The following is a 20,038-nucleotide window of genomic DNA, read 5'->3' as shown; positions in this document are numbered from 1 at the left end:
GCACCCCGCTCGACGGAGCGACCGCGGTCACTGGGCAACGTAACCAAACCACCCAACTACCCACCGAACCGGGAGACTTCCGATGGCAACCGTATCCCCGTCCTGGGCCTACACCCTTCAGCTCCCCCACGATCCCCGTGCCCCCGGCATCGCCCGGGTCACCCTCCGCAGCGTCCTCGCCGCGCACGGGCTGACCGAACTCACCCCCACCGCCGAGCTGCTGGCCTCCGAGCTGCTCACGAACGCCCACCTGCACACCCGGGGCCCGTACGTCCTGCGCCTGCACGCCGCCGAGCCCGACCGGCTCCGTATCGCCGTCTGGGACACCGATCCGACGGTCCCCCCGGGCTTCTCCGGCGAGCCCGGCGGGACCGTACCCCCGGACGATGCCGAACACGGCCGGGGCCTGCACCTCGTACGGGCCTGCGCGGACACGTGGGGCGTGTCGGTGCTGCGGGAGCTGGGGGCCTCGAAGGGCGGGAAGCTGCTGTGGGCGGAGTGTCAGAGGGGTGGCCTATGGTGATTGTTCATGTTCGGAGCGTGAAGGGGGGTCGGCGTGGCAGAGCTTGAGCAACGCTTCAAGGGGGCCGCGTGCACACGCGCGGGGCGTGAAGGCCAGTCGGTGGAGGAGACCGCACAGTACGGTGGATTCACCGCCGAGCGAGGTGTCGGGCCTCCCGCCGATCCCGCTCGCGCAGCCGAGGAAGAGGAAGGTCGGAGGTCGTGCGCCGTGCCCATGCCGTCCGTGCCCCGTATCCATCCGAAGCCCCGCCCCGGGAATCTGCGCGAGGTCGCCGAGAAGATCGAGGAAGCGACGGGTCTGCGTGTGCAGATTCTGGGAGGGAAGCTTGTGATGTCCCCGACGCCGCGTGGCAAGCACGCGGGAGTGATCCATCTCCTTGAGGGGATCATCAGGCCGAAGCTGCGGACGGAGCTTGTCGCGGTGGAGGTGTCGTCCATCGCGATGCCGGACGAAGCGGACGACTTCGTGACACCCGATCTCCTGGTGTGCCCCAGGGATTTCCTGGAGTCGGACGACTGGCTGCTCGATCCGCGTGACGTCGAGGTCGCTGTCGAGGTCATCTCGCAGTCCGAGAAGTCCAGAGGAATCCGGGACAAGGCCGACTGGTACGCCGTCGCGGGCGTCGCCGTCCTCCTTGTCATCGATCCCCGCAAGGGCACCTGGGCCCTGCACACCCGTCCGGACAACGGCGCATACCGTGACGTGCTGCCCGGCAAGTACGGCGAGCCCGTACCGCTCCCGGAGCCGCTCGGTTTCGAGGTCGCGACGGACGGATTCCCGGTGTACGGGAGCTGAGTTCCTGACCAGGAGAGCCCTGGCGACGGTACCGGGGACTGCTGACGGCGGGTCAGTGGGCCATGGGTGGGTGCGACGGACGGCTGTGCGGCACCGGGCCGTATCAGGTTGTGCGTGATCATCCCGTTGTGTGGTGGGCGCCTCTACACTGACCTCGGCGGACTCCTGTGCGGTGAGGGGCGGTTGACGGTGCGTAAGGCATGGGTCGTGGCGATCGCCGCCGTCGGGGGCGGACTCAGCTTCGTGATGGTCCTCGTCGTCGGTGTGTATCTGGTCGCGGGGAACCTCGCGGGCGGCGGCGGGGCGATCACCCTCGCCAAGGGCGCCGTGCCGGCCGCGTATCAAACGCTCGTGCAGAAGTGGGGCAACCTCTGCACCGCCATCAACCCGGCGCTGCTGGCCGCGCAGTTGTACCAGGAGAGCGGGTTCAACCCGACCGCCCAGAGCCCGGCGGCGGCGCAGGGGATAGCGCAGTTCATCCCCGGAACGTGGGCGACACACGGAATCGACGGCGACGGTGACGGCGATCGCGACGTATGGGACCCGAATGACGCGATTCCGTCGGCCGCCTCCTACGACTGCGAGCTCGCCTCGTACGTGAAGGACGCGCCGGGGGACCCCACGCACAACATGCTCGCCGCCTACAACGCGGGGGCGTACGCGGTCATCAAGTACGGGGGCGTACCGCCGTACAAGGAGACCCAGAACTACGTGAAGACGATCACCACGCTGCAGGCGAGTTTCGCCGCGCCGGTGACCCGCGTCGACCCCTCCAAGCAGGCCGCGGCGGCCATCTCGTACGCCCAGGACAAGCTCGGCACGCCCTACCTGTGGGGCGGCAACGGCACCGCTGACCAGGGCGGACGCTTCGACTGCTCGGGGCTGACGAAGGCCGCGTACGAGAGTGTGGGGATCACCCTGCCGCGCGTGGCCAACGACCAGTGGAACGCGGGGCCGCACCCCGCCCGGGAAGAGCTGATGCCGGGGGACCTGGTGTTCTTCTCGGACGACCTCACCAACTCGCGGACCATCCGGCACGTCGGTATCTACGTGGGCGGCGGATACATGATCGACGCACCCCGGACAGGGGCCGTCATCCGCTTCGACCCCATCGACACCCCCGACTACTTCGGGGCCACCCGAGTGACCGAAGATGGCGCGAAAGCATTGCCCACAACGGTGTGAACCACCCCTCTGAGCTGCGGCGATGTATCTCTCTTCGATAACGTCTGAGTGATCATTCGGTGGAGGGTGGAACGTATATCAGGGGACTGTGCGTTCCTTTTCTCGTAGAGCTGATCTACGACCACGGGGGTGGGACAGAGCGCCGCACGAAAGGCTGCGCGCGCGGGAAAGACGACGAAGGGGCCGCAGCACCATGGCTGGACTCGCCGAATCCGGTTCCAATCCCGACGTCGACCTGCTCTACGACATCAACCGCCTGGCACAGGAGGCTCCGCGCTGGTTCGACCGCGGCGTCGAGTTCGTCGGTGAGTACGGGCTGCTGATCGCGATGGGGCTGCTGGTCGCCGGCTGCTGGTGGGCCGTGCGGCGGCGGGGCGGCGAGGAGGCCGCGTCGTCCGTGGCCGCGGTGATCTGGGCGCCGCTGGCCGCAGGCATCGCCGTCCTGGTGAACGTGCCGATACGGGACTTCGTGGCGCGCCCCCGCCCCTTCGTCGACCACCAGGGCCTGGACGTGCTGGTGTCCGGCAAGACCGACTACTCCTTCGTCAGCGACCACGCGACGCTCACCATGGCGGTGGCCGTCGGACTCTTCATCGCCCACCGCAGGTTCGGCCTGGCCGGCATAGGGCTCGCGCTGATCGAGGGCTTCTGCCGGGTCTACATGGGCGTGCACTACCCGACGGACGTGATCGGCGGCTTCGCCCTGGGCACCGCGGTCGCCCTGCTGCTCTCCCCGCTCGCGATGCTGCTGCTGACGCCGTTGACCAAGGCGGTGGAGGGTTCCGCGCGCGTCGGCGGGCTGATCCGGGCGCGCGGGGCGGCCCTCCCCGGCTCGGGCGAGGAAGCGGTGCTCACCGGGGCCCGGGTGGAGCGGCCCGAGGACCGGGACCTGGCGGCGTAGTCCCGCGAAGCGGGAATCCACGCGGCGAGGGGCGGGGACCAAGTCGGTCTCCGCCCCTCGCCCTTGTGCGGCCTCGGCCGGCTCAGGCGCCCGGCTCAGGCGCCCGGCGGAACCAGGATCGCCCAGTCCGCGCCCGGCGCCGTCTCGCTGCCGTCGGCCAGTAGCGCGGTCACCCAGTAGTGGTGCGTGGTGCCGGAGGCGGCGGTCGTGTCCGTGTACGAGGTGCCGGTGACCGGCGTGTCACCGGTCAGGCTCGTGTATTGGCCCGCGGCCGGGTCCCAGCGCAGGACGCGGTAGCCGGTCGCGCCCTGGACCGTGTTCCAGGACAGTTCCACCGTGCCCGAGTCATCGGCGGAGGCCGTCAGGCTCACGGGGGAGCCCTCGGGCGTGCTGACCGAGGGGGTCAGGTCGAGCTCGAAGACACTGCTGACCTGCGCGGTGCCGGTCCACTTGAAACTGGAGTTGTAGCTGGTGTCGACCGCGTCGATCCAGTAGCAGCGCTCGTCGCCGTCGGGCAGGGTCGCGTCGACGTAGTGCGTCGTGCCCGGCGCCAGATAGGCCCACTCGCTCCCGGAGCACACGGCCTCGTCGTCGCTCCGGAGCACCTCGCCCCGGTAGACCGTGTACCGCTTGAGGTCCGTCTCGGAGTTGGCGTTCCAGTCCAGGACGATGCCGTACTCGGTTGCCTCGGAGGTCAGTCCGGTGACGGCGGCCGGCGGAGTGGTGTCCCGGTCCGAGGCGAGTGTGGTGACGCTCGCGGTGGCGGAGGCCACGGACTCGCGGTCGCCGTCGTCGAACCCCTTGATCACGTAGTGGTACGTGGTGTTCGCGGACGTCGAGCCGTCCTCGCAGCTGTACTGCCTGCGGCCGTCGGCCAGCTTGACGGAGGTGATGTCGCAGCGGATCGGCTCGGTGGCGGTGTTCACCGGCAGGGACCTGGAGCGGTAGACGTTGAAGGAGTAGTAGCTGCCGTCCGTGTCCGGGTGGGTCTTCCAGCTCAGGTCGACCCGGTCGGCGTCGGGCTTCGCGGTCACCTCGTGCGGCGCGGCGACGGGCCGGACCGCCGTCGCGACGGCGGCCTCGGAGAGCCTGCCCGCCCCGTCGACGGCCTTGACCCAGTAGGTCGAGGACTCCTTCGAGCGCGGGGCCGTCGTGTCGGTGTAGGTCGTGCCCGTCGCGGACTTGCCGAGGACGAGCGTGCCGTTCCTGTACCGCGTCACGCTGTACTTCACCGCGCCGGGCACCGGGTTCCAGGTGAGCTTGACGCCCTCGTCCAGGCCCTGCGCGGCGAGGCCGGTCGGCGCGGTGACCGCGACGGTCACGACCTTCTGGTCGGCGCTGCCCGTGGAGACGTTGCCCGCCCTGTCGTAGGCGCGGACCTCGTAGAAGTACGTGCGGCCGGGCGTGGACGGCAGGTCCGACATGGTGGTGCCGGTGGTCGTCCCGAGCGCCGTCCAGGTGCTGGTGCCGTCCTGGCGACGGTGGAGGCGGTACCCGGCGAGGTCCATCTCCTTGTTCCGAGCCCAGGTCAGCACGGCCTTCGCCGTCGCGTTGTCGAGCTTCGCGGTCACCCCGGCCGGCGCCAGCGGCTTGACCTTGTCGACGGTGGCGGTGGTACGGGGCGTGTACGTCAGCTTCACGTTGGCGGCGCCGGTCCAGGCGGCGTAGTCGACCCGGAGGCTGTGCTTCCCCGCGGGGATCGTCAGGTTGACCGACTTCTTCCGCGTGGACGAGACGTTCTTCCACAGGTCGATCCTGCGTACGCCGTCGACGTAGACGCGTATGCCGTCCTGCGCCTCGGCGGCGAACGTGAAGGGGCCGCCGGACCCGAAGTCGCGGGTGACGCTCCAGCGGACGGAGAAGTTGTCCTTGGGCAGGGTGACCCCCGCCGGGTCGCCGGTGCCGTAGTTCTCGTTGACCGCGCTGTCGCAGTCCGTCTTCTTCGGGGTGCCCGAGAAGCTGGTGTTGGCGAAGAACTGGCGCTTGAACACGGGGGAGGCGCAGCTGACGGCGGCCGAGGCCGGGCTCGCTTCGACAGCGAGCAGTCCGCCCGCCGCCGCGGCGACGACTACGACGGAGACGGGTCTCAGCCCGGTACGGGTCTTCACAGGTGGGAGAGGCCTTTCGCGCACAGGTTCGAGAGTTGCGCGTAGAAGACCAACGGCCGGGGCGGTTGGTTGTACGGGATCTTCACCGACCGCCCCTGCCAGGACCCGAGTTACAGCGCCTGGGGGAAGGTGAAGACGCGCTTGGGGTCGTACACCCTCTTCAGGGCGGTCAGGCGGGGGGCCGCGTCGCCGTAGTACGCCTTGCGCCAGTTGGTGAGGGTGGGGTCCGTGTAGTTCTGGTAGGCGGCGCCGGACGCGTGCGGGGCCATGGCCTTGTGGGCCGTGGTCAGCCAGGACTCGGCGGTCGCGCCGGAGGTGCCCGCCTGCCAGGCGGCGATGTACTGGGCGAGCATGCGCGAGCGGCGGTGCACGAAGGCCGTCGCGGTGGGGGAGACGCGGTTGACCGCGCCGCCCAGTGCCGTCAGGGCGATGCTGCCGGTGCCGCCCCGGACCGTCGAGATCTGGTTCAGCAGGGCCTGGATGCCCGCCGAGGACAGGGAACGGTCGAAGAAGTCGGATCGGGCCGCGTACGTCTCGCGGCCCAGCGCGCCCTGCGTCGAGCGGCCCGGGGTCGAGCCGGGCAGATGGCACTGGGCGTCGGTGGAGAAGGCGGAGCAGCCCGCGTACACCTCCATCGAGTCCTCGTACGACCTGCGCTTGAGCGAGACGCTGCTCGCGGGGGCGCCGATCGTGTCGGCCAGGCGGTCCACGGCGTTCTGGAGTTCGCCGTACGTGCCCAGGGAGAACGCCGATATGGAGACCGTGGGGGTGCCGCCGGCCGCGTTGGCGAGGTGGCAGGAGGACCAGATCTCGTCGGGCTGCGTCGGGCCCCACTCCTGCCACGCCCTGACCACGGCGGCGGCCCTGGACCAGGGCCAGCTCATGTACGCCGTCACGGACTGCGGGGCCGGGTGGGTGCGGTAGCGGAGTTCGGTGACGACGCCGAAGTTGCCGTTGCCCGCGCCGCGCAGGGCCCAGAAGAGGTCCTTGTTCTCGGTGGCGTTCGCGGTGAGCTGCTTGCCGTCCGCGGTGATCAGCGTCGCCTGGGTGAGGCTGTCGCAGGTCAGGCCGTACGCGCGGGAGACCACGCCGTGGCCGCCGCCGAGGGTGAGGCCGGAGACGCCGACGGTGGGGCAGGAGCCGGCGGGGATGGTGACGCCCTTCGCCGCGAGGGCGCGGTAGACGTCGATCAGCTTGGAACCGGCGCCGACCACGGCCTCGGCGGCGCTCGCGCGGATCTGGTTCAGCTTCGACACGTCGATGACCAGACGGCCGTTGCCGGAGGACCAGCCGGCGTAGGAGTGGCCGCCGTTGCGGATCGAGATCCGCAGGGCGTGGGCGCGGGCGTACGCCATGGCGGTGGTGATGTCGGCGGTGTTGGCGACGTAGGCAACGGCGGCGGGCTTCAGGGAGTCGAAGCGGGTGTTGTAGAGCTGGTGCGCGGCCGGCCAGGTCTGGTCTCCGGGGCGGACCAGGGTGCCGTCGAGGTCCCTGGACAGGGCCGTCCAGTTCGCGGTGGTCGCGGGGGTGGTGGTGGCTGTGTGGAGGGAGGCGGAGGCGGAGGTGGAGGTGGTGGGCTTGGTCGCGCCGGGGGGCGGGGTTTTTCCGGTGGTGGTTCTGCCCGGGTCGTCGCACGCGGTGGTGGCCGTCGCCGTGAGTGTGGCGGCGGCGCCGCCTATGAACGTACGCCGTTGCATGTGGGCCTCCCGATGGTTCTCTTGAACGAGACGGGTGCCCGGGGGGCGGGGTTCCATGGGAGTGGAGCGGAGGGGAGTGGAGTGTGGGGGTGGCGGGTTCGGCTGCGGGGAGGGTTTTTTCGCCCCCTCCGCCCCTTCCCGTCCCGTTTCCGGGGGCTGCGCCCCCTAGCCCCCCGCTTCGCGCTTCGCGCTCGTCCTCAAACGCCGGACGGGCTGGGACCCGAGCGGGCTGAATCTGGCGGGTGTCAGAGGACCGCCAGGTTCAGAGGACCGTCAGGTTCACGATCCAGAAGCTCACGGCTGCTACCAGGGCCGCTGCCGGCATCGTGATGAACCAGCCGAGGATGATGTTCTTGGCGACGCCCCAGCGGACGGCGTTGAGGCGCTTGGTCGCGCCGACGCCCATGATGGCGGAGGTGATGACGTGGGTCGTGGAGATCGGGGCCTTGAAGATGTAGGCCGTGACGAACATGATCGACGCGCCGGTGGTCTCCGCGGCGAAGCCCTGGGGCGGGTCGAGTTCGATGATCTTCCGGCCGAGCGTGCGCATGATGCGCCAGCCGCCGGCGTACGTGCCCAGGGACAGCATCATCGCGCAGACGATCTTCACCCAGACCGGGATGGGGTCGCCCGGACCCTGGACGTCGGCGATGACCAGGGCCATCACCACGATGCCCATGGTCTTCTGGGCGTCCTGGAGACCGTGGCCGAGAGCCATGCCGGCGGCGGAGACGGTCTGGGCGATGCGGAAACCGCGCTTGGCCTTGTGCGGGTTGGAGCGGCGGAACAGCCACATGATGGCGGTCATCACCAGATAGCCGACGACCAGGCCGACCAGCGGCGAGGCGAACATCGGGATCACGATCTTGTCCAGCACGCCGTGCCAGTAGACCGTCGTGCCGCCGGCCAGCGCCGCGCCCACCATGCCGCCGAACAGGGCGTGGGAGGAGGAGGACGGCAGGCCGAAGTACCAGGTGACCAGGTTCCAGGTGATCGCGCCGATCAGCGCCGCGAAGAGGATGCCCATCCCCTTGGAGCCCTCGGGCGTCTCGATCAGCCCCTCGCTGACCGTCTTGGCGACCCCGCTGCCGAGGAACGCGCCCGCCAGGTTCATGACCGCGGCCATCGCGAGCGCCGCCCGCGGTGTCAGTGCCCGCGTCGATACGGACGTCGCGATCGCGTTCGCCGAATCGTGGAAGCCGTTCGTGTACGTGAATCCGAGCGCGACCCCGATGGTCACGATCAGCGCGAAGGTGTCCATGAAGAGGTCAGGACTCCTTGACCGCGATGGTCTCCACCGTGTTCGCCACGTGCTCGAACGCGTCGGCCGCTTCCTCCAGCACGTCCACGATCTGCTTGAGCTTGAGCACGTCCATGGCGTCGTACTTGCCGTTGAAGAGCTGGGCGAGCAGCTTGCGGTGGATCTGGTCGGCCTGGTTCTCCAGGCGGTTGACCTCGATCCAGTACTCGGTGAGGTTGTCCATGGTGCGCAGGTTCGGCATGGCCTCGGCCGTCAGCTCGGCCGCCCTGGCCAGCACCTCGATCTGCTGCTCCACACCCTTGGGGAGCTCCTCGACCTGGTACAGCACGACCAGGTCGACGGCCTCCTCCATGAAGTCCATGATGTCGTCGAGGGACGAGGCCAGGTTGTAGATGTCCTCACGGTCGAACGGTGTGATGAACGAGGAGTTCAGCTGGTGGAAGATCGCGTGCGTGGCGTCGTCACCGGCGTGTTCCGCGGCCCGCATACGCTCTGCGATCTCGGTCCGGCCGGAGGCATCGGCCCCGAGCAGTTCCATGAGGAGTTTCGAGCCCGTGACGATGTTGTCCGCGGATGCGGAGAACATGTCGTAGAAGCTCGTCTCCCTGGGGGTCAGACGAAAGCGCACTTGGGGTCCTCGGGGTGCTTCGGTTTCGGTCAGGCTGATGCTAGGCGCATCATCCGGCCACGGCTAATGGGCCGTCTCCCAGTGTCGCCCATCGGGCACAGTGATCAGCACAGGGTCCGGCCCCGCCATCGGGCAAGGGGGCTATACCCAGCAAAGTTCGATACCATATACCTACCAGGGGTATATGTAAGCGGCGAACCGGACGGGATCTCGACAAGATCCTCCGGAATATCCTCCGAGGTGTCCCCGGGGCCCTCCGGGAGCGCCGACAGGACCATCAGGAGGACGCGATGACCACCACCGAGGCCGGCGCGCCGACGCCCTCCGGCGAACCCCCGCAGCAGGTGGTGACCGACCACGACCGTGGTGTGCACGGCTACCACAAGCAGAAGGACGAGCACCTCAAGCGGCTGCGCCGGATCGAGGGCCAGATCCGCGGCCTCCAGCGGATGGTCGACGAGGACGTCTACTGCATCGACATACTCACCCAGGTCTCCGCCTCCACCAAGGCCCTCCAGTCCTTCGCCCTCCAGCTCCTGGAGGAGCACCTGCGTCACTGCGTCGCGGACGCGGCCGTCAAGGGCGGCGACGAGATCGACGCGAAGGTCGAGGAAGCGACGAAGGCGATCGGCCGGCTGCTGCGCACGTGAGATGTCCCGCATCCGCGCGGTGCGACGCCGTGTGCCGGGTGACGGCGACGGGGGAGGGCTATGGGGCCGGCCCCGGTGGCGCGAAAGCGTCGGTGTGGCGGGGGCCGGGCCACACCCCACTGGCCTGAACGGACTACGGGTTCATGGCCCGCACCGTCTGACGCTCGCGCTCATGGGTGCGAGCGTCGGCCACCTTCAGCACCTCGTCGATGCTCTCAAGACTGAGCCGGTCCTCAAGGGCGGCCGAGGCCGCGATGATCAGGTCTCCGCACAGCTCGATCTCGGCGAGGGCCACGTGGTCCTGAACCGCCGTACCGCCGACCGGAGCCACGTACATCACCTCTTCCTGCCGTCACCGACTTCCTAGAGTAGGTAGCGGCCTACACACCGCGCATGGCACGGAAGAACCATTTCCGGCCCCCAACTCCTCCTACGCCCGCCCCAGCCCCCGCCGCCCGGGGCTATTCGGCGATCTTTCCGGCGAAGATGTCCGCGGACTCCGGCAGCCGTACGTCGACGGCGACCCCGAAGTCGTACAGCAGGGTCGTCGAGGCGACGGCGACGGTGCCCTTGTGCTGACCGTTGACGAAGCTGAAGCGGTGCCGGACCTTGCGCAGCCGTCCCTGCTCGTCGAGGTAGGCGTCGAACGGCACCCGGGCGGTGGCGAACCCTTTCGCCGCGGCCTTCAGCGCGTCCCGGTCGGCCTTCGGCGCGCTGCTCGCGGCTACGCCGAGGTCGGCCGTACCGCGGTAGTGCCGCACCGCGGTGCCCGCGAACTCGGTCCTGCCGACGTACGACGCGGTCCGCGCCCCGCGCAGCAACTCGGCCGCCACGTACGGATCGGTGGCGCCGCCCGTCACCAGGTTTCCGTCGGAGAGGGTGGCCGTGTCGACGCGGACCCACTTGTCGGCGGGGACACCGGCGCCGCGGTTCTTCATGAACAGGGCGCCCGGGGCGAGCAGCTCGGTGATGGGCCGGTGTTCGTCGGCGCCCGCGGGATCCGGCGGCAGCAGCACCTTCAGCCGGCCCCGGCGCAGCTCGAAGTCGTAGACGCCCTCGCCCCGGACGGTGACCCTGGTTCCGCCGGTGGCCATCTCCATGGACGTACGGGCCTTCGCGCTGCCCGCCCGGCGCAGGGTGGCGGCGGCCCGGTGCAGCACCTCGACGCCGTCCGCGCCGGCGGCGGCGCGGGCGTCCTCGGCGACGCCGGTCCCCTCCGAGCACCCCGTGAGACAGACACCGACCAGCAGTCCGGCCGTCGCGACGGCGGCCATCCGGCCGGTCCGCCCGTCGTCCGTCACCCGTGACACCATCGCCTGCCGACCCCCAGCCGGTCCGTCCCGGGGCCCTCGGTCCTCCCCGTCGACCGCTTAACGACGTGTGGGGGTGCTTGTCACGCGTATGCGCGCCGTTCACTTGCCCTGGGTAACGTTGTCGACGTGCCGCAGCAGGACGAGACCGCCCAGACCCAGGAACATCGGACGACCACGGTGGAGCAGGGCCGTTTCTGTCTGGCCCGCTGCACCTGCGGGTGGCGCGGCCCGGCGCGAAGAGCCCGGAGCATGGCCCGCACGGACGCGCTGGAACACGGTCAGGGGTAGGGCCGCGGTAAGAACACGGTGAGAATACGAGCGGGCCCGCCCCCGGGAGCCAGGGGCGGGCCCTTCTCGTCCTCACGGTGGCACCGCCATGCAGCACCGCGAGGGGTTCGGGAGGCGTCGGCTCAGCCGAAACGGCCCGAGATGTAGTCCTCGGTGGCCTGGACCGACGGGTTGGAGAAGATGCGCTCCGTGTCGTCGATCTCGATGAGCCTGCCGGGCTGGCCGACCGCGGAGAGGTTGAAGAAGGCCGTGCGGTCGGAGACGCGGGCGGCCTGCTGCATGTTGTGCGTCACGATGACGATCGTGAAGCGCTCCTTCAGCTCGCCGATCAGGTCCTCGATCGCGAGGGTGGAGATCGGGTCCAGGGCCGAGCAGGGCTCGTCCATGAGGAGCACCTGCGGCTCCACCGCGATCGCCCGCGCGATGCACAGACGCTGCTGCTGACCACCGGAGAGGCCCGAACCGGGCTTGTTCAGGCGGTCCTTGACCTCGTTCCAGAGGTTGGCGCCCTTGAGGGACTTCTCCACGACGTCGTTCAGCTCGGACTTCTTGTAGGAGCCGTTGAGCTTCAGACCGGCCGCCACGTTGTCGAAGATCGACATGGTGGGGAAGGGATTGGGGCGCTGGAAGACCATGCCGATCGTGCGGCGCACGGCGACGGGGTCGATGCCGTGCCCGTACAGGTCCTCCTCGTCCAGCAGCACCTTGCCCTCGACGCGGCCGCCGGGGGTGACCTCGTGCATGCGGTTGAGGGTGCGCAGGAAGGTCGACTTGCCGCAGCCGGAGGGGCCGATGAAGGCCGTCACGGAGCGGGGCTCGACCGTCATGGAGATGTCTTCGATCGCCTTGTGGGCGCTGTAGTAAGCGGTGAGTCCGCTTACGTCGATTCGCTTGGCCATTTCACTCACTGCTTCTTTCGAGGGGGAGACGTCGGTCGCTGATATGGCCGCGTCAGCGACCTGTCTTGGGGGCCTTCCAGCGGGCGATGCCGCGAGCCGCCAGGTTGAGGATCATGATGAAGGCGATCAGGGTGAGCGACGCCGCCCAGGCACGGTCGTACGCCGCGCCCGAGCCCGCGCTGTTCGCGTACTGCTGGTAGATGTACAGCGGCAACGAGGCCTGTGCGCCTTCGAACGGGTTGTTGTTGATGAAGGGGTTGCCGAACACCAGCAGCAGTACGGGTGCGGTCTCGCCCGCGATACGGGCGACCGCAAGCATGATGCCGGTGACGATGCCGCCGAGGGAGGTCGGCAGGACCACCTTCAGGATAGTGCGCCACTTCGGGATGCCAAGGGCGAGGGAGGCCTCGCGCAGCTCGTTCGGAACGAGCTTGAGCATCTCCTCCGTGGAGCGGACGACGACCGGCATCATCAGGATCGCCAGGGCGAGCGAGCCGGCGAAGCCGAAGGGCTGCATGTCGAAGATCAGCATGATGCTCAGGATGAACAGACCGGCGACGATCGACGGGATGCCGGTCATGACGTCGACGAAGAACGTGATGGCCCGGGAGAGGTTGCCGCGCCCGTACTCCACGAGGTAGACGGCGGTGAGCACACCGATCGGCACCGCCATCACCGTGGCGAGGCCGACCTGCTCCAGGCTGCCGATGATGGCGGCGTAGATGCCGCCGCCCGGCTCGGTGTCGGCGACGACTCCCATCGAGTGGCTCAGGAAGTAGACGTCGAGGACCTTGATACCCCGCGAGATGGTCGTCCAGACCAGGGAGACCAGCGGCACGACGGCGAGGATGAAGGCGACCCAGACCAGGCTGGTGGCCACCCGGTCCTTGGCCTGCCGGCGGCCCTCGACGCGGGCGGCGATGCCGTACGTCCCGAAGATGAAGAGGACCGCGGCCATCAGGCCCCACTGGATGTTGCTGTCCAGGCCGGCGGCGGCGCTGATGCCGATGCCGAGGGCTACCGAGCCCGCGGCGATCGCCCACGGGGACCACTTGGGCAGCGTCGCGCCCTGGAGGGTGCTGGGACGCTTCGCGTTCAGGGTGTGGCTCATGCGTTGGCCCCCGAGTACTCCTTGCGGCGGGCGATGATCGCGCGGGCCGCGCCGTTGACCAGCAGCGTGATGACGAAGAGGACAAGACCGGAGGCGATGAGCGCGTCACGGCCCTGCTCGGAGGCCTCGCCGAACTTGCTGGCGATGTTCTGGGCGAAGGTGCCGCCGCCCGGGTCGAGCAGGCTGGCCTGGATGTCGAAGGTCGGCGAGAGGACCGTGGCGACGGCCATCGTCTCGCCGAGCGCGCGGCCGAGGCCCAGCATCGAGGCGGAGATCACGCCGGAGCGGCCGAAGGGCAGCACCGACATGCGGATGACCTCCCAGCGCGTGGCGCCGAGGGCGAGAGCCGCCTCCTCGATCATCTGCGGGGACTGCCGGAAGACTTCGCGGCTCACGTTGGTGACGACCGGGAGGATCATGATCGCGAGCAGGATGCCGACGGTGAGCATCGAGCGCGGGGCGCCGCCCTGCCACTCGAAGATGCCGGTCCAGCCGAAGTAGGCGTCGAGCCAGCCGAAGAGGCCGTTCATCTGCGGTACGAGGATGAGGGCGCCCCACAGGCCGTACACGATGGACGGCACGGCGGCGAGCAGGTCGATGACGTACGAGATGGGGCCGCCGAGCCTGCGCGGGGCGTAGTGCGTGAGGAACAGCGCGATGGCTACCGCGATCGGTACCGCGATGACCATGGCGATGATCGAGGAGACCACCGTGCCGAAGGCCAGGACGGCGATGCCGAAGTCCGGCGGGATGGCGGTGGGGTTCCACTCGAACGTGGTGAGGAAGTTGCTCTCGTCCTTGCTGATCGCGAGGACGGCACGCCAGGTGAGGAAGACCGCGATGGCGGCCATGATCACCAGGAGCAGGATGCCCGAGCCGCGGGAGAGACCGAGGAAGATCCGGTCACCCGGTCGGGTGGCGCCGCGGCTCGCGCGCTTCTGCTCGGTCTCGGTGGGTTCGGGGATCGGGGGAGGGGCTTCGGTGTTCTTCGTCGATATATCCATCGGGATTCTCCGGTCTGCGGAGTCGCACGAGATGTGGGGCTCCTGGCGGCGGTGCACCGGACGCGGTGCGGTCCGGCCCCGGGTATCGGGGCCGGACCGCACCGTCGGGGTTTAGCTCAGGGCCGCGATGGTGGTGCGGACCTTGGAGATGATGTCGGCCGGGATGGGCGCGTAGCCGGCGTCGGCGAGGAGCGCCTGGCCGTCCTCGCTGGCGATGTAGGTCAGGAACGCCTTCGTGGCGGGCAGCGTCTCGGCCTTGTTGCCCTTGTCGCAGACGATCTCGTAGGTGACGAGGGTGATCGGGTAGGCGCCGTCGGCCTTGGTGGTGTAGTTCAGCTGGAGCGCCAGGTCCGAGCCGGTGCCGACGACCTTGGCGTCGGCGATGGCCTTGGTGGCGTTGTCGACGGTGGCCTCGACCGGGGCAGCGGCACCGGTGTCGAGGGACGCGGCGTTGATGCCGTCCTTGGCGTAGGACAGCTCCATGTAGCTGATGGCGCCCGAGGTCTGCTTGACCTGGGCGGCGACACCGCTGGAGCCGCTCGCGGACTGGCCGCCCTTGGCCTGCCAGGCCTTGCCGCCCTCGTACTTCCAGTTGTCGGGCGTCGCGGCGATCAGGTACTTGGTGAAGTTGTCCGTGGTGCCGGACTCGTCCGAGCGGTGGAACGCCTGGATCTTGAGGTCGGGCAGCGTGGCGTCGGGGTTCAGCGCCTTGATCGCGTCGTCGTTCCAGTTGGTGATCTTGCTGTCGAAGATCTTCGCGATGGTCTCGGCGTCCAGGACCAGCTTGTCGACACCCGGGACGTTGTAACCGACCGCGATCGGGCCACCGACCATCGGGAGGTCGACGGCCTGGCCGCCGGTGCAGACGGCCTTGGAAGCGGTGATCTCCTCGGGCTTCAGCGCCGAGTCGGAGCCGGCGAAGGCGACCGTGCCCTGCGTGAACGCGGTGACGCCCGCGCCGGAGCCGCCGCCCTTGTAGTTGATCTGAACGCCACAGGCGGAGCTGAACTGCTTGACCCAGGCGTCGATCGCGTTCTTCTGCGCGGACGAGCCGTCGGCGAGCAGCTGGCCCTTGGCGTCGTCACACTTGATCGAGCTGGTGGAGCCGGTCGAAGCGCTCGTGTCGGAGCTAGCACCGGTGTCGTCCGAGCCGCACGCCGTGAGGGCCAGGGCGCCGGAGACGGCGAGAGCACCGAGGGTGAGGGCCCGCCGGTTCATGCGCTGCTGAAGCTTCACTTTCGGGAGTTCCTTCCAGGAGCCGCCGTCTGGTGGCGGCGTGCGAAGTCTGTGTGATGCGGAGGAGACATCCGTCAGGTCGCCTCGCACCGTGTAAGGCCGAAATTAGGCAGATCAGGTGAAGGCGCCGATGGCCAAAAGTGAACGGAGGGTGAACCCCTGCGGTCGGTGCGGTGAGGTCACGGAACGCTTACGTCGAGGACACGGAGAGATCCCGGATTTGGGGACCCGTGGGGAAACCCTACGTAACCGATCGGGGTCTCACACGTTGCGACGCCGCCACGGATGGCGGGTGCCGTACGTGAGGAAGGATTGACGGTGTGTGACGGAGCCGTCGATGTCAGGCCAGGTGCAGTGCGCTCAGGAGAGCGTCCACCAGCTCGCGGTCGCGGGGCTGGGTGAGGAGGGTGCGGGCCGCGTCCGGGGAGAGCCAGGCGATGCGGTCGACCTCGCGGTTGGGGGTGAAGCGGCCGTCCGTGGCCTTCGCGGCCCAGTAGCTGACCTCCTTGCGGCGGCCGCCCGCGTAGTAGAGGACGGAGGGGAGGCGGGCGCCGGGCGCGCAGCGGAAGCCGCTCTCCTCCTCCACCTCGCGCAGGGCCGCCGCGAGGTGTTCCTCGCCGCGCTTGAGCTTGCCCTTGGGGTGCGACCAGTCGTCGTACTTCGGCCGGTGGACCAGGCAGATCTCCAGCTCGCCCGGAACCCGGACGGGGGAGACGCGCCACAGGACACAGCCGGCGGCCTGGATGGTGTCGTCATCGGTCGTCGTCATGGGTACCTCCGGTTCGTCCCAGCGGGTCCCCTCCAAGGGCGTGGGCAGTCCTGGCGGGGCGTACGGCCTTCACGGCACGTGGGGTGTCACGGAAGGCGTGACGGCCTCACGGGGTGCGCACGGGTTCCTTCTGCCAGCTCTGCTGGAAGGCGAACCGTGCCGCCTCCACCTCGTGCCGCTGGTCGGCGTGCAGCACACCGAGGGCGTACGCCGTCGCCGGGGCGATGCGCGGGGTGCGGGCCGCGGCCGAGGCGGCCGAGGCGGCCTCGGCGGCGTCCCGGTGCTGGTTGAGGGCCTGGCCCGCGCCGAGCAGGCGTACGTCGACCGGGCACTCCTCGCCGTGCAGGACCTCGCGGGCGTAGCGGTGCAGGCGCAGCAGCAGGCGGACCTGGTGCCAGGGGGCGTCCTGGGGCTGCGGCGCGGTGTCGGCGGCGAGGCCGTGCACGAGGGCCTCCGCGTTGTAGGGGTTGCCCGCGGTGAGCAGCGGCAGGGTGCCGACGGCGTCGAGCAGCCGGCCCTCGGCGGCGGCGGCCGGCTGGCGCAGGTCGGTCGTGGTGGCCGTGCCGGTCAGCGGGACCTCGCTGGCCAGGACGGCGACGCTGTCCGCGACGGCGTGGAAGCGGGAGGAGCCCAGTGCCTGGAGGGCGGCCGAGTGGGCGCGGGTGCGGGCCAGGGTCAGCTGGCGGTCGAGCAGCGCGCCCGCCTTCGCGGCGCCGATGGTGAGACTGCTCTTGGGGGCCGCGCTCGCCCCGGGCCCCGCCTGTGCGGGGAAGCCGGTGGCCGAGCCCGTGCCGGACAGCCGGTTCAGTGCGCCGAGCAGCCGCTCCAGGCGGGCCGAGTAGGCGTGCTCGCGGGCCAGGGTGCCCGAGAGCCAGGCCAGTTCGGGGCGCATGCGCTCCGACCAGTCCGCGTCGAGCAGTGGCCGGAAGGTGTGCAGCGAGCCGCTGATCCGGCGGGCCGAGCGGCGCAGGGCGCGGGCCGCGTCGACGGACTCGTCCGAGCCGTTCGACGTGCCGCCGGTCTCGCGGTGCAGGCGCAGCGAGCGGAGGAACTCCGTCGCCTGGGCCCGCAGGTACCGCGCGAGGGCGTCCCCGGATGCGGACACGGACACGGACATGGTCCGGGCCGTGGGGTCGTGGGGGTCAAGGTTTCGCTGTGCCACGCCGGCGCCTCCGGGCGTCTATGAGCATCTCCTGGACGTTCCGCAGGGGCTGGCCCTCGGCATCGGTCGCGTGCCGGGTCCATTCGCCGTCCGGGCCCAGGTGCCAGGAAGCGGTGGTGTCGGACATACCGGTCTCGAACAGCCGGTTGAGGGCTGCCCGGTGGGCCGGGTCGGTGATCCTCACCAGGGCCTCGATGCGGCGGTCGAGGTTGCGGTGCATCATGTCGGCGCTGCCGAGCCAGATCTCGGGTTCGCCGCCGTTGCCGAAGGCGAAGACCCGGGAGTGTTCCAGGAAGCGGCCGAGGATCGAGCGCACCCGTATGTTTTCGGACAGGCCCGTGACGCCGGGCCGGACCGCGCAGATGCCGCGCACCCAGATGTCGACGGGCACCCCGGCCTGCGAGGCGCGGTACAGCGAGTCGATGACCGCTTCGTCCACCATCGAGTTGACCTTGATGCGGACGAACGCGGGGCGCCCGGCCTCGTGGTGCTGGACTTCCTTGTTGATCCGCGAGATCAGGCCGTCGCGCAGGGACTTGGGGGCGACGAGCAGCCGGCGATAGGTCTCACGGCGTGAGTAGCCGGAGAGCCGGTTGAAGAGGTCGGAGAGGTCCGCGCCGACCTGCGGGTCGGCGGTGAGCAGCCCCAGGTCCTCGTAGAGCCGGGCGGTCTTGGGGTGGTAGTTGCCCGTGCCCACGTGGCAGTAGCGGCGCAGGGTGTCGCCCTCCTGGCGCACCACCAGCGACAGCTTGCAGTGGGTCTTCAGGCCGACCAGCCCGTACACGACATGGCAGCCGGCCTCTTCGAGCTTCCTGGCCCACTTGATGTTGGCCTGCTCGTCGAAGCGCGCCTTGATCTCGACCAGGACGAGGACCTGCTTGCCTGACTCGGCCGCGTCTATCAGCGCGTCGACGATCGGGGAGTCGCCCGAGGTCCGGTAGAGGGTCTGCTTGATGGCCAGTACGTCCGGGTCACTCGCCGCCTGCTCCAGGAAGGCCTGGACGGAGGTGGAGAAGGAGTCGTACGGGTGGTGGAGCAGGACGTCCCGTTCGCGGAGCGCGGCGAAGATGTCGGGCGCGGACGCCGACTCGACCTCGGCGAGGTCGCGGTGGGTGCCCGCGATGAACTTCGGGTACTTCAGCTCGGGCCGGTCCAGGCCGCCGATGCCGAAGAGGCCGGTGAGGTCGAGGGGGCCCGGCAGCGGGTACACCTCGGCCTCGGAGATCTTCAGCTCGCGGACCAGCAGGTCCAGGACGTACCGGTCGATGGACTCCTCGACCTCCAGGCGCACCGGCGGTCCGAAGCGGCGCCGCATGAGCTCCTTCTCCAGCGCCTGGAGCAGGTTCTCGGCGTCGTCCTCCTCGACCTCCAGGTCCTCGTTCCTGGTGAGGCGGAACGTGTGGTGCTCCAGGACCTCCATGCCGGGGAACAGCTCTTCCAGGTGGGCCGCGATGACGTCCTCGATGGGGACGTAGCGGTTCGGGGCGGCCTCCAGGAAGCGGGAGAGCAGCGGCGGGACCTTGACGCGCGCGAAGTGGCGGTGGCCGCTGACCGGGTTCCGCACGACGACGGCCAGGTTCAGGGACAGGCCCGAGATGTACGGGAAGGGGTGCGCCGGGTCGACCGCGAGGGGGGTGAGGACCGGGAAGATCTGGTGCCGGAACAGGGTGAACAGGCGGGCCTGTTCCTTCTCCGTCAGCTCGCTCCAGCGGACCAGGTGGACGCCCTCCTCCGCGAGCGCGGGGGCCACGTCCTCCTGGTAGCAGGCCGCGTGCCGGGCCATCAGCTCGCGCGAGCGGGCCCAGATCATCTCCAGGACCTCGCGGGGCTGGAGACCCGAGGCGGACTTGGTGGCCACGCCGGTCGCGATACGGCGCTTCAGGCCCGCCACCCGGACCATGAAGAACTCGTCCAGGTTGCTGGCGAAGATCGCCAGGAAGTTGGCGCGCTCCAGCAGAGGTGTGTTCGGGTCCTCCGCGAGCTCCAGGACCCGTTCGTTGAACGCCAGCCAGCTGCGCTCCCGGTCCAGGAACCGGCCCTGCGGCAGCTGGACACCGTCCTCGACCATGTCCTCGTACTCGTCGAGGTCGGCGTCGAGGTCGGGTTCGAGGTCGGAGACGTTCGCCGCCACCGTGTGTGGACGGTGCGCGGCTATGGAACCGACGGAGGGCTGAGCGTGCTGGACCGGGGCCTGGGCGCTTGGGTGGCTCATGGACCCATTCTTCCGCGCCGGGGGCGTTACCGGCGCGTCGGAGAGCGCGGGCGGCAGCGAAGCGAGGCGGATGTTCCCGTTCAGCGGGGCTGGTACGGGCTCGTTCACCGTCTGAGGCAGGGGCTCGCTTCCGTCGGGAGGCGAAGGCTCTGGCACGGCGGGGTTCATTGGTCGAGCGTCGCAAGGTCGTCTGAATCGATGGTTACGAGGACATGACGTGCGGGATATGGAGGGGCGTCTCCCGGACGTCGGCGGGTCCGGGAGAACACGTCCATTCGGTGCTTGTCAGGCCGTAC

Annotated in this window: 19 protein-coding genes; 6 read left to right on the top strand and 13 right to left on the bottom strand. The window is 69.6% G+C overall.

Annotated features, from left to right (window positions below):
- Positions 1 to 82: 82 nt before the first annotated feature.
- The 4 genes from ACIP79_RS34195 (at position 83) to ACIP79_RS34180 (ending at position 3,404) form a co-directional block, all read left to right on the top strand.
- Positions 83 to 523, top strand: a complete 441-nt coding sequence (locus ACIP79_RS34195; RefSeq protein ID WP_401229678.1) for an ATP-binding protein — start codon at positions 83 to 85, stop codon at positions 521 to 523.
- A gap of 213 nt (positions 524 to 736) precedes the next feature.
- On the top strand, positions 737 to 1,318 hold the full coding sequence (locus ACIP79_RS34190; protein ID WP_401229720.1) for a Uma2 family endonuclease: 582 nt from the start codon (positions 737 to 739) through the stop codon (positions 1,316 to 1,318).
- 183 nt (positions 1,319 to 1,501) lie between these two features.
- Positions 1,502 to 2,503: an NlpC/P60 family protein gene (locus tag ACIP79_RS34185; RefSeq protein WP_401229675.1), complete on the top strand. Its 1,002-nt coding sequence runs from the start codon at positions 1,502 to 1,504 to the stop codon at positions 2,501 to 2,503.
- Between the two features lie 193 nt (positions 2,504 to 2,696).
- Positions 2,697 to 3,404 carry a phosphatase PAP2 family protein gene (locus tag ACIP79_RS34180; protein WP_401229673.1) on the top strand — a complete coding sequence of 236 codons (708 nt, stop codon included), beginning with the start codon at positions 2,697 to 2,699 and terminating at the stop codon, positions 3,402 to 3,404.
- A 95-nt stretch (positions 3,405 to 3,499) separates the two neighbouring features.
- Here the strand turns inward: ACIP79_RS34180 and ACIP79_RS34175 are convergent, their stop codons facing one another.
- From ACIP79_RS34175 to ACIP79_RS34160, 4 genes are all read right to left on the bottom strand, one after another.
- On the bottom strand, positions 3,500 to 5,512 hold the full coding sequence (locus ACIP79_RS34175) for a PA14 domain-containing protein (RefSeq protein WP_401229671.1): 2,013 nt from the start codon (positions 5,510 to 5,512) through the stop codon (positions 3,500 to 3,502).
- Between the two features lie 110 nt (positions 5,513 to 5,622).
- Positions 5,623 to 7,209, bottom strand: coding sequence for an FAD-binding oxidoreductase (locus tag ACIP79_RS34170; RefSeq protein ID WP_401229669.1), 1,587 nt, complete (start codon positions 7,207 to 7,209; stop codon positions 5,623 to 5,625).
- Positions 7,210 to 7,471: 262 nt separating this feature from the next.
- On the bottom strand, positions 7,472 to 8,470 hold the full coding sequence (locus ACIP79_RS34165; RefSeq protein WP_383682151.1) for an anion permease: 999 nt from the start codon (positions 8,468 to 8,470) through the stop codon (positions 7,472 to 7,474).
- A gap of 7 nt (positions 8,471 to 8,477) precedes the next feature.
- Complete coding sequence (locus tag ACIP79_RS34160; protein ID WP_266459195.1) at positions 8,478 to 9,098, bottom strand: DUF47 domain-containing protein; 621 nt, start codon at positions 9,096 to 9,098, stop codon at positions 8,478 to 8,480.
- 290 nt (positions 9,099 to 9,388) lie between these two features.
- On the opposite strand from ACIP79_RS34160, the gene ACIP79_RS34155 reads away from it, so the two are divergent.
- On the top strand, positions 9,389 to 9,748 hold the full coding sequence (locus tag ACIP79_RS34155; RefSeq protein WP_383682150.1) for a metal-sensitive transcriptional regulator: 360 nt from the start codon (positions 9,389 to 9,391) through the stop codon (positions 9,746 to 9,748).
- A gap of 133 nt (positions 9,749 to 9,881) precedes the next feature.
- Here ACIP79_RS34155 and ACIP79_RS34150 read toward each other — a convergent pair whose 3' ends face one another.
- Positions 9,882 to 10,085 carry a hypothetical protein gene (locus ACIP79_RS34150; RefSeq protein ID WP_383682148.1) on the bottom strand — a complete coding sequence of 68 codons (204 nt, stop codon included), beginning with the start codon at positions 10,083 to 10,085 and terminating at the stop codon, positions 9,882 to 9,884.
- Between the two features lie 124 nt (positions 10,086 to 10,209).
- Entirely contained in the window at positions 10,210 to 11,022 is an 813-nt protein-coding gene (locus ACIP79_RS34145) for a hypothetical protein (RefSeq protein WP_401229717.1), read from the bottom strand.
- Between the two features lie 165 nt (positions 11,023 to 11,187).
- Here ACIP79_RS34145 and ACIP79_RS34140 point away from each other — a divergent pair, with 165 nt between their 5' ends.
- Positions 11,188 to 11,349 (top strand): hypothetical protein, encoded by a 162-nt coding sequence (locus ACIP79_RS34140; protein WP_383682147.1) that lies wholly within the window; start codon positions 11,188 to 11,190, stop codon positions 11,347 to 11,349.
- Between the two features lie 122 nt (positions 11,350 to 11,471).
- Here the strand turns inward: ACIP79_RS34140 and pstB are convergent, their stop codons facing one another.
- The 7 genes from pstB to ACIP79_RS34105 all read right to left on the bottom strand — a co-directional run bounded on the left by pstB (position 11,472) and on the right by ACIP79_RS34105 (position 19,742).
- Positions 11,472 to 12,248, bottom strand: a complete 777-nt coding sequence (gene pstB / locus ACIP79_RS34135) for a phosphate ABC transporter ATP-binding protein PstB (RefSeq protein ID WP_383682146.1) — start codon at positions 12,246 to 12,248, stop codon at positions 11,472 to 11,474.
- Positions 12,249 to 12,300: 52 nt separating this feature from the next.
- On the bottom strand, positions 12,301 to 13,359 hold the full coding sequence (gene pstA / locus ACIP79_RS34130; RefSeq protein WP_401229664.1) for a phosphate ABC transporter permease PstA: 1,059 nt from the start codon (positions 13,357 to 13,359) through the stop codon (positions 12,301 to 12,303).
- Positions 13,356 to 14,363, bottom strand: coding sequence for a phosphate ABC transporter permease subunit PstC (pstC, locus tag ACIP79_RS34125; protein WP_383682143.1), 1,008 nt, complete (start codon positions 14,361 to 14,363; stop codon positions 13,356 to 13,358). The genes pstA and pstC overlap by 4 nt, the downstream gene beginning before the upstream one ends.
- Positions 14,364 to 14,474: 111 nt before the next feature.
- Positions 14,475 to 15,599 carry a phosphate ABC transporter substrate-binding protein PstS gene (pstS, locus tag ACIP79_RS34120; RefSeq protein WP_401229660.1) on the bottom strand — a complete coding sequence of 375 codons (1,125 nt, stop codon included), beginning with the start codon at positions 15,597 to 15,599 and terminating at the stop codon, positions 14,475 to 14,477.
- Positions 15,600 to 15,939: 340 nt separating this feature from the next.
- A complete protein-coding gene (locus ACIP79_RS34115) occupies positions 15,940 to 16,368 on the bottom strand; it encodes an NUDIX hydrolase (RefSeq protein ID WP_401229658.1) in 429 nt (142 codons plus the stop codon).
- 106 nt (positions 16,369 to 16,474) lie between these two features.
- Complete coding sequence (locus tag ACIP79_RS34110; protein WP_401229655.1) at positions 16,475 to 17,530, bottom strand: CHAD domain-containing protein; 1,056 nt, start codon at positions 17,528 to 17,530, stop codon at positions 16,475 to 16,477.
- Positions 17,511 to 19,742, bottom strand: coding sequence for an RNA degradosome polyphosphate kinase (locus tag ACIP79_RS34105; protein ID WP_401229652.1), 2,232 nt, complete (start codon positions 19,740 to 19,742; stop codon positions 17,511 to 17,513). Before ACIP79_RS34105 ends, ACIP79_RS34110 begins: the two co-directional genes overlap by 20 nt.
- Positions 19,743 to 20,038 lie beyond the last annotated feature (296 nt).

It is taken from the genome of Streptomyces sp. NPDC088747 (assembly GCF_044751025.1).
In the GTDB taxonomy this organism is placed as follows: domain Bacteria; phylum Actinomycetota; class Actinomycetes; order Streptomycetales; family Streptomycetaceae; genus Streptomyces.
The sequence above is the reverse complement of the archived record's forward strand: the minus strand, read 5'-3'. Positions and strand labels throughout refer to the sequence as shown.

Bases quoted from the DNA above. Each gene is read 5' to 3' on its own strand.
- ACIP79_RS34195 (WP_401229678.1), top strand. From the start codon at position 83: ATGGCAACCGTATCCCCGTCCTGGGCCTACACCCTTCAGCTCCCCCAC.
- ACIP79_RS34190 (WP_401229720.1), top strand. From the start codon at position 737: ATGCCGTCCGTGCCCCGTATCCATCCGAAGCCCCGCCCCGGGAATCTG.
- ACIP79_RS34180 (WP_401229673.1), top strand. From the start codon at position 2,697: ATGGCTGGACTCGCCGAATCCGGTTCCAATCCCGACGTCGACCTGCTC.
- ACIP79_RS34170 (WP_401229669.1), bottom strand. From the start codon at position 7,209: ATGCAACGGCGTACGTTCATAGGCGGCGCCGCCGCCACACTCACGGCG.
- ACIP79_RS34165 (WP_383682151.1), bottom strand. From the start codon at position 8,470: ATGGACACCTTCGCGCTGATCGTGACCATCGGGGTCGCGCTCGGATTC.
- ACIP79_RS34155 (WP_383682150.1), top strand. From the start codon at position 9,389: ATGACCACCACCGAGGCCGGCGCGCCGACGCCCTCCGGCGAACCCCCG.
- ACIP79_RS34150 (WP_383682148.1), bottom strand. From the start codon at position 10,085: ATGTACGTGGCTCCGGTCGGCGGTACGGCGGTTCAGGACCACGTGGCC.
- ACIP79_RS34145 (WP_401229717.1), bottom strand. From the start codon at position 11,022: ATGGCCGCCGTCGCGACGGCCGGACTGCTGGTCGGTGTCTGTCTCACG.
- pstB (WP_383682146.1), bottom strand. From the start codon at position 12,248: ATGGCCAAGCGAATCGACGTAAGCGGACTCACCGCTTACTACAGCGCC.
- pstA (WP_401229664.1), bottom strand. From the start codon at position 13,359: ATGAGCCACACCCTGAACGCGAAGCGTCCCAGCACCCTCCAGGGCGCG.
- pstC (WP_383682143.1), bottom strand. From the start codon at position 14,363: ATGGATATATCGACGAAGAACACCGAAGCCCCTCCCCCGATCCCCGAA.
- ACIP79_RS34115 (WP_401229658.1), bottom strand. From the start codon at position 16,368: ATGACGACGACCGATGACGACACCATCCAGGCCGCCGGCTGTGTCCTG.
- ACIP79_RS34105 (WP_401229652.1), bottom strand. From the start codon at position 19,742: ATGAGCCACCCAAGCGCCCAGGCCCCGGTCCAGCACGCTCAGCCCTCC.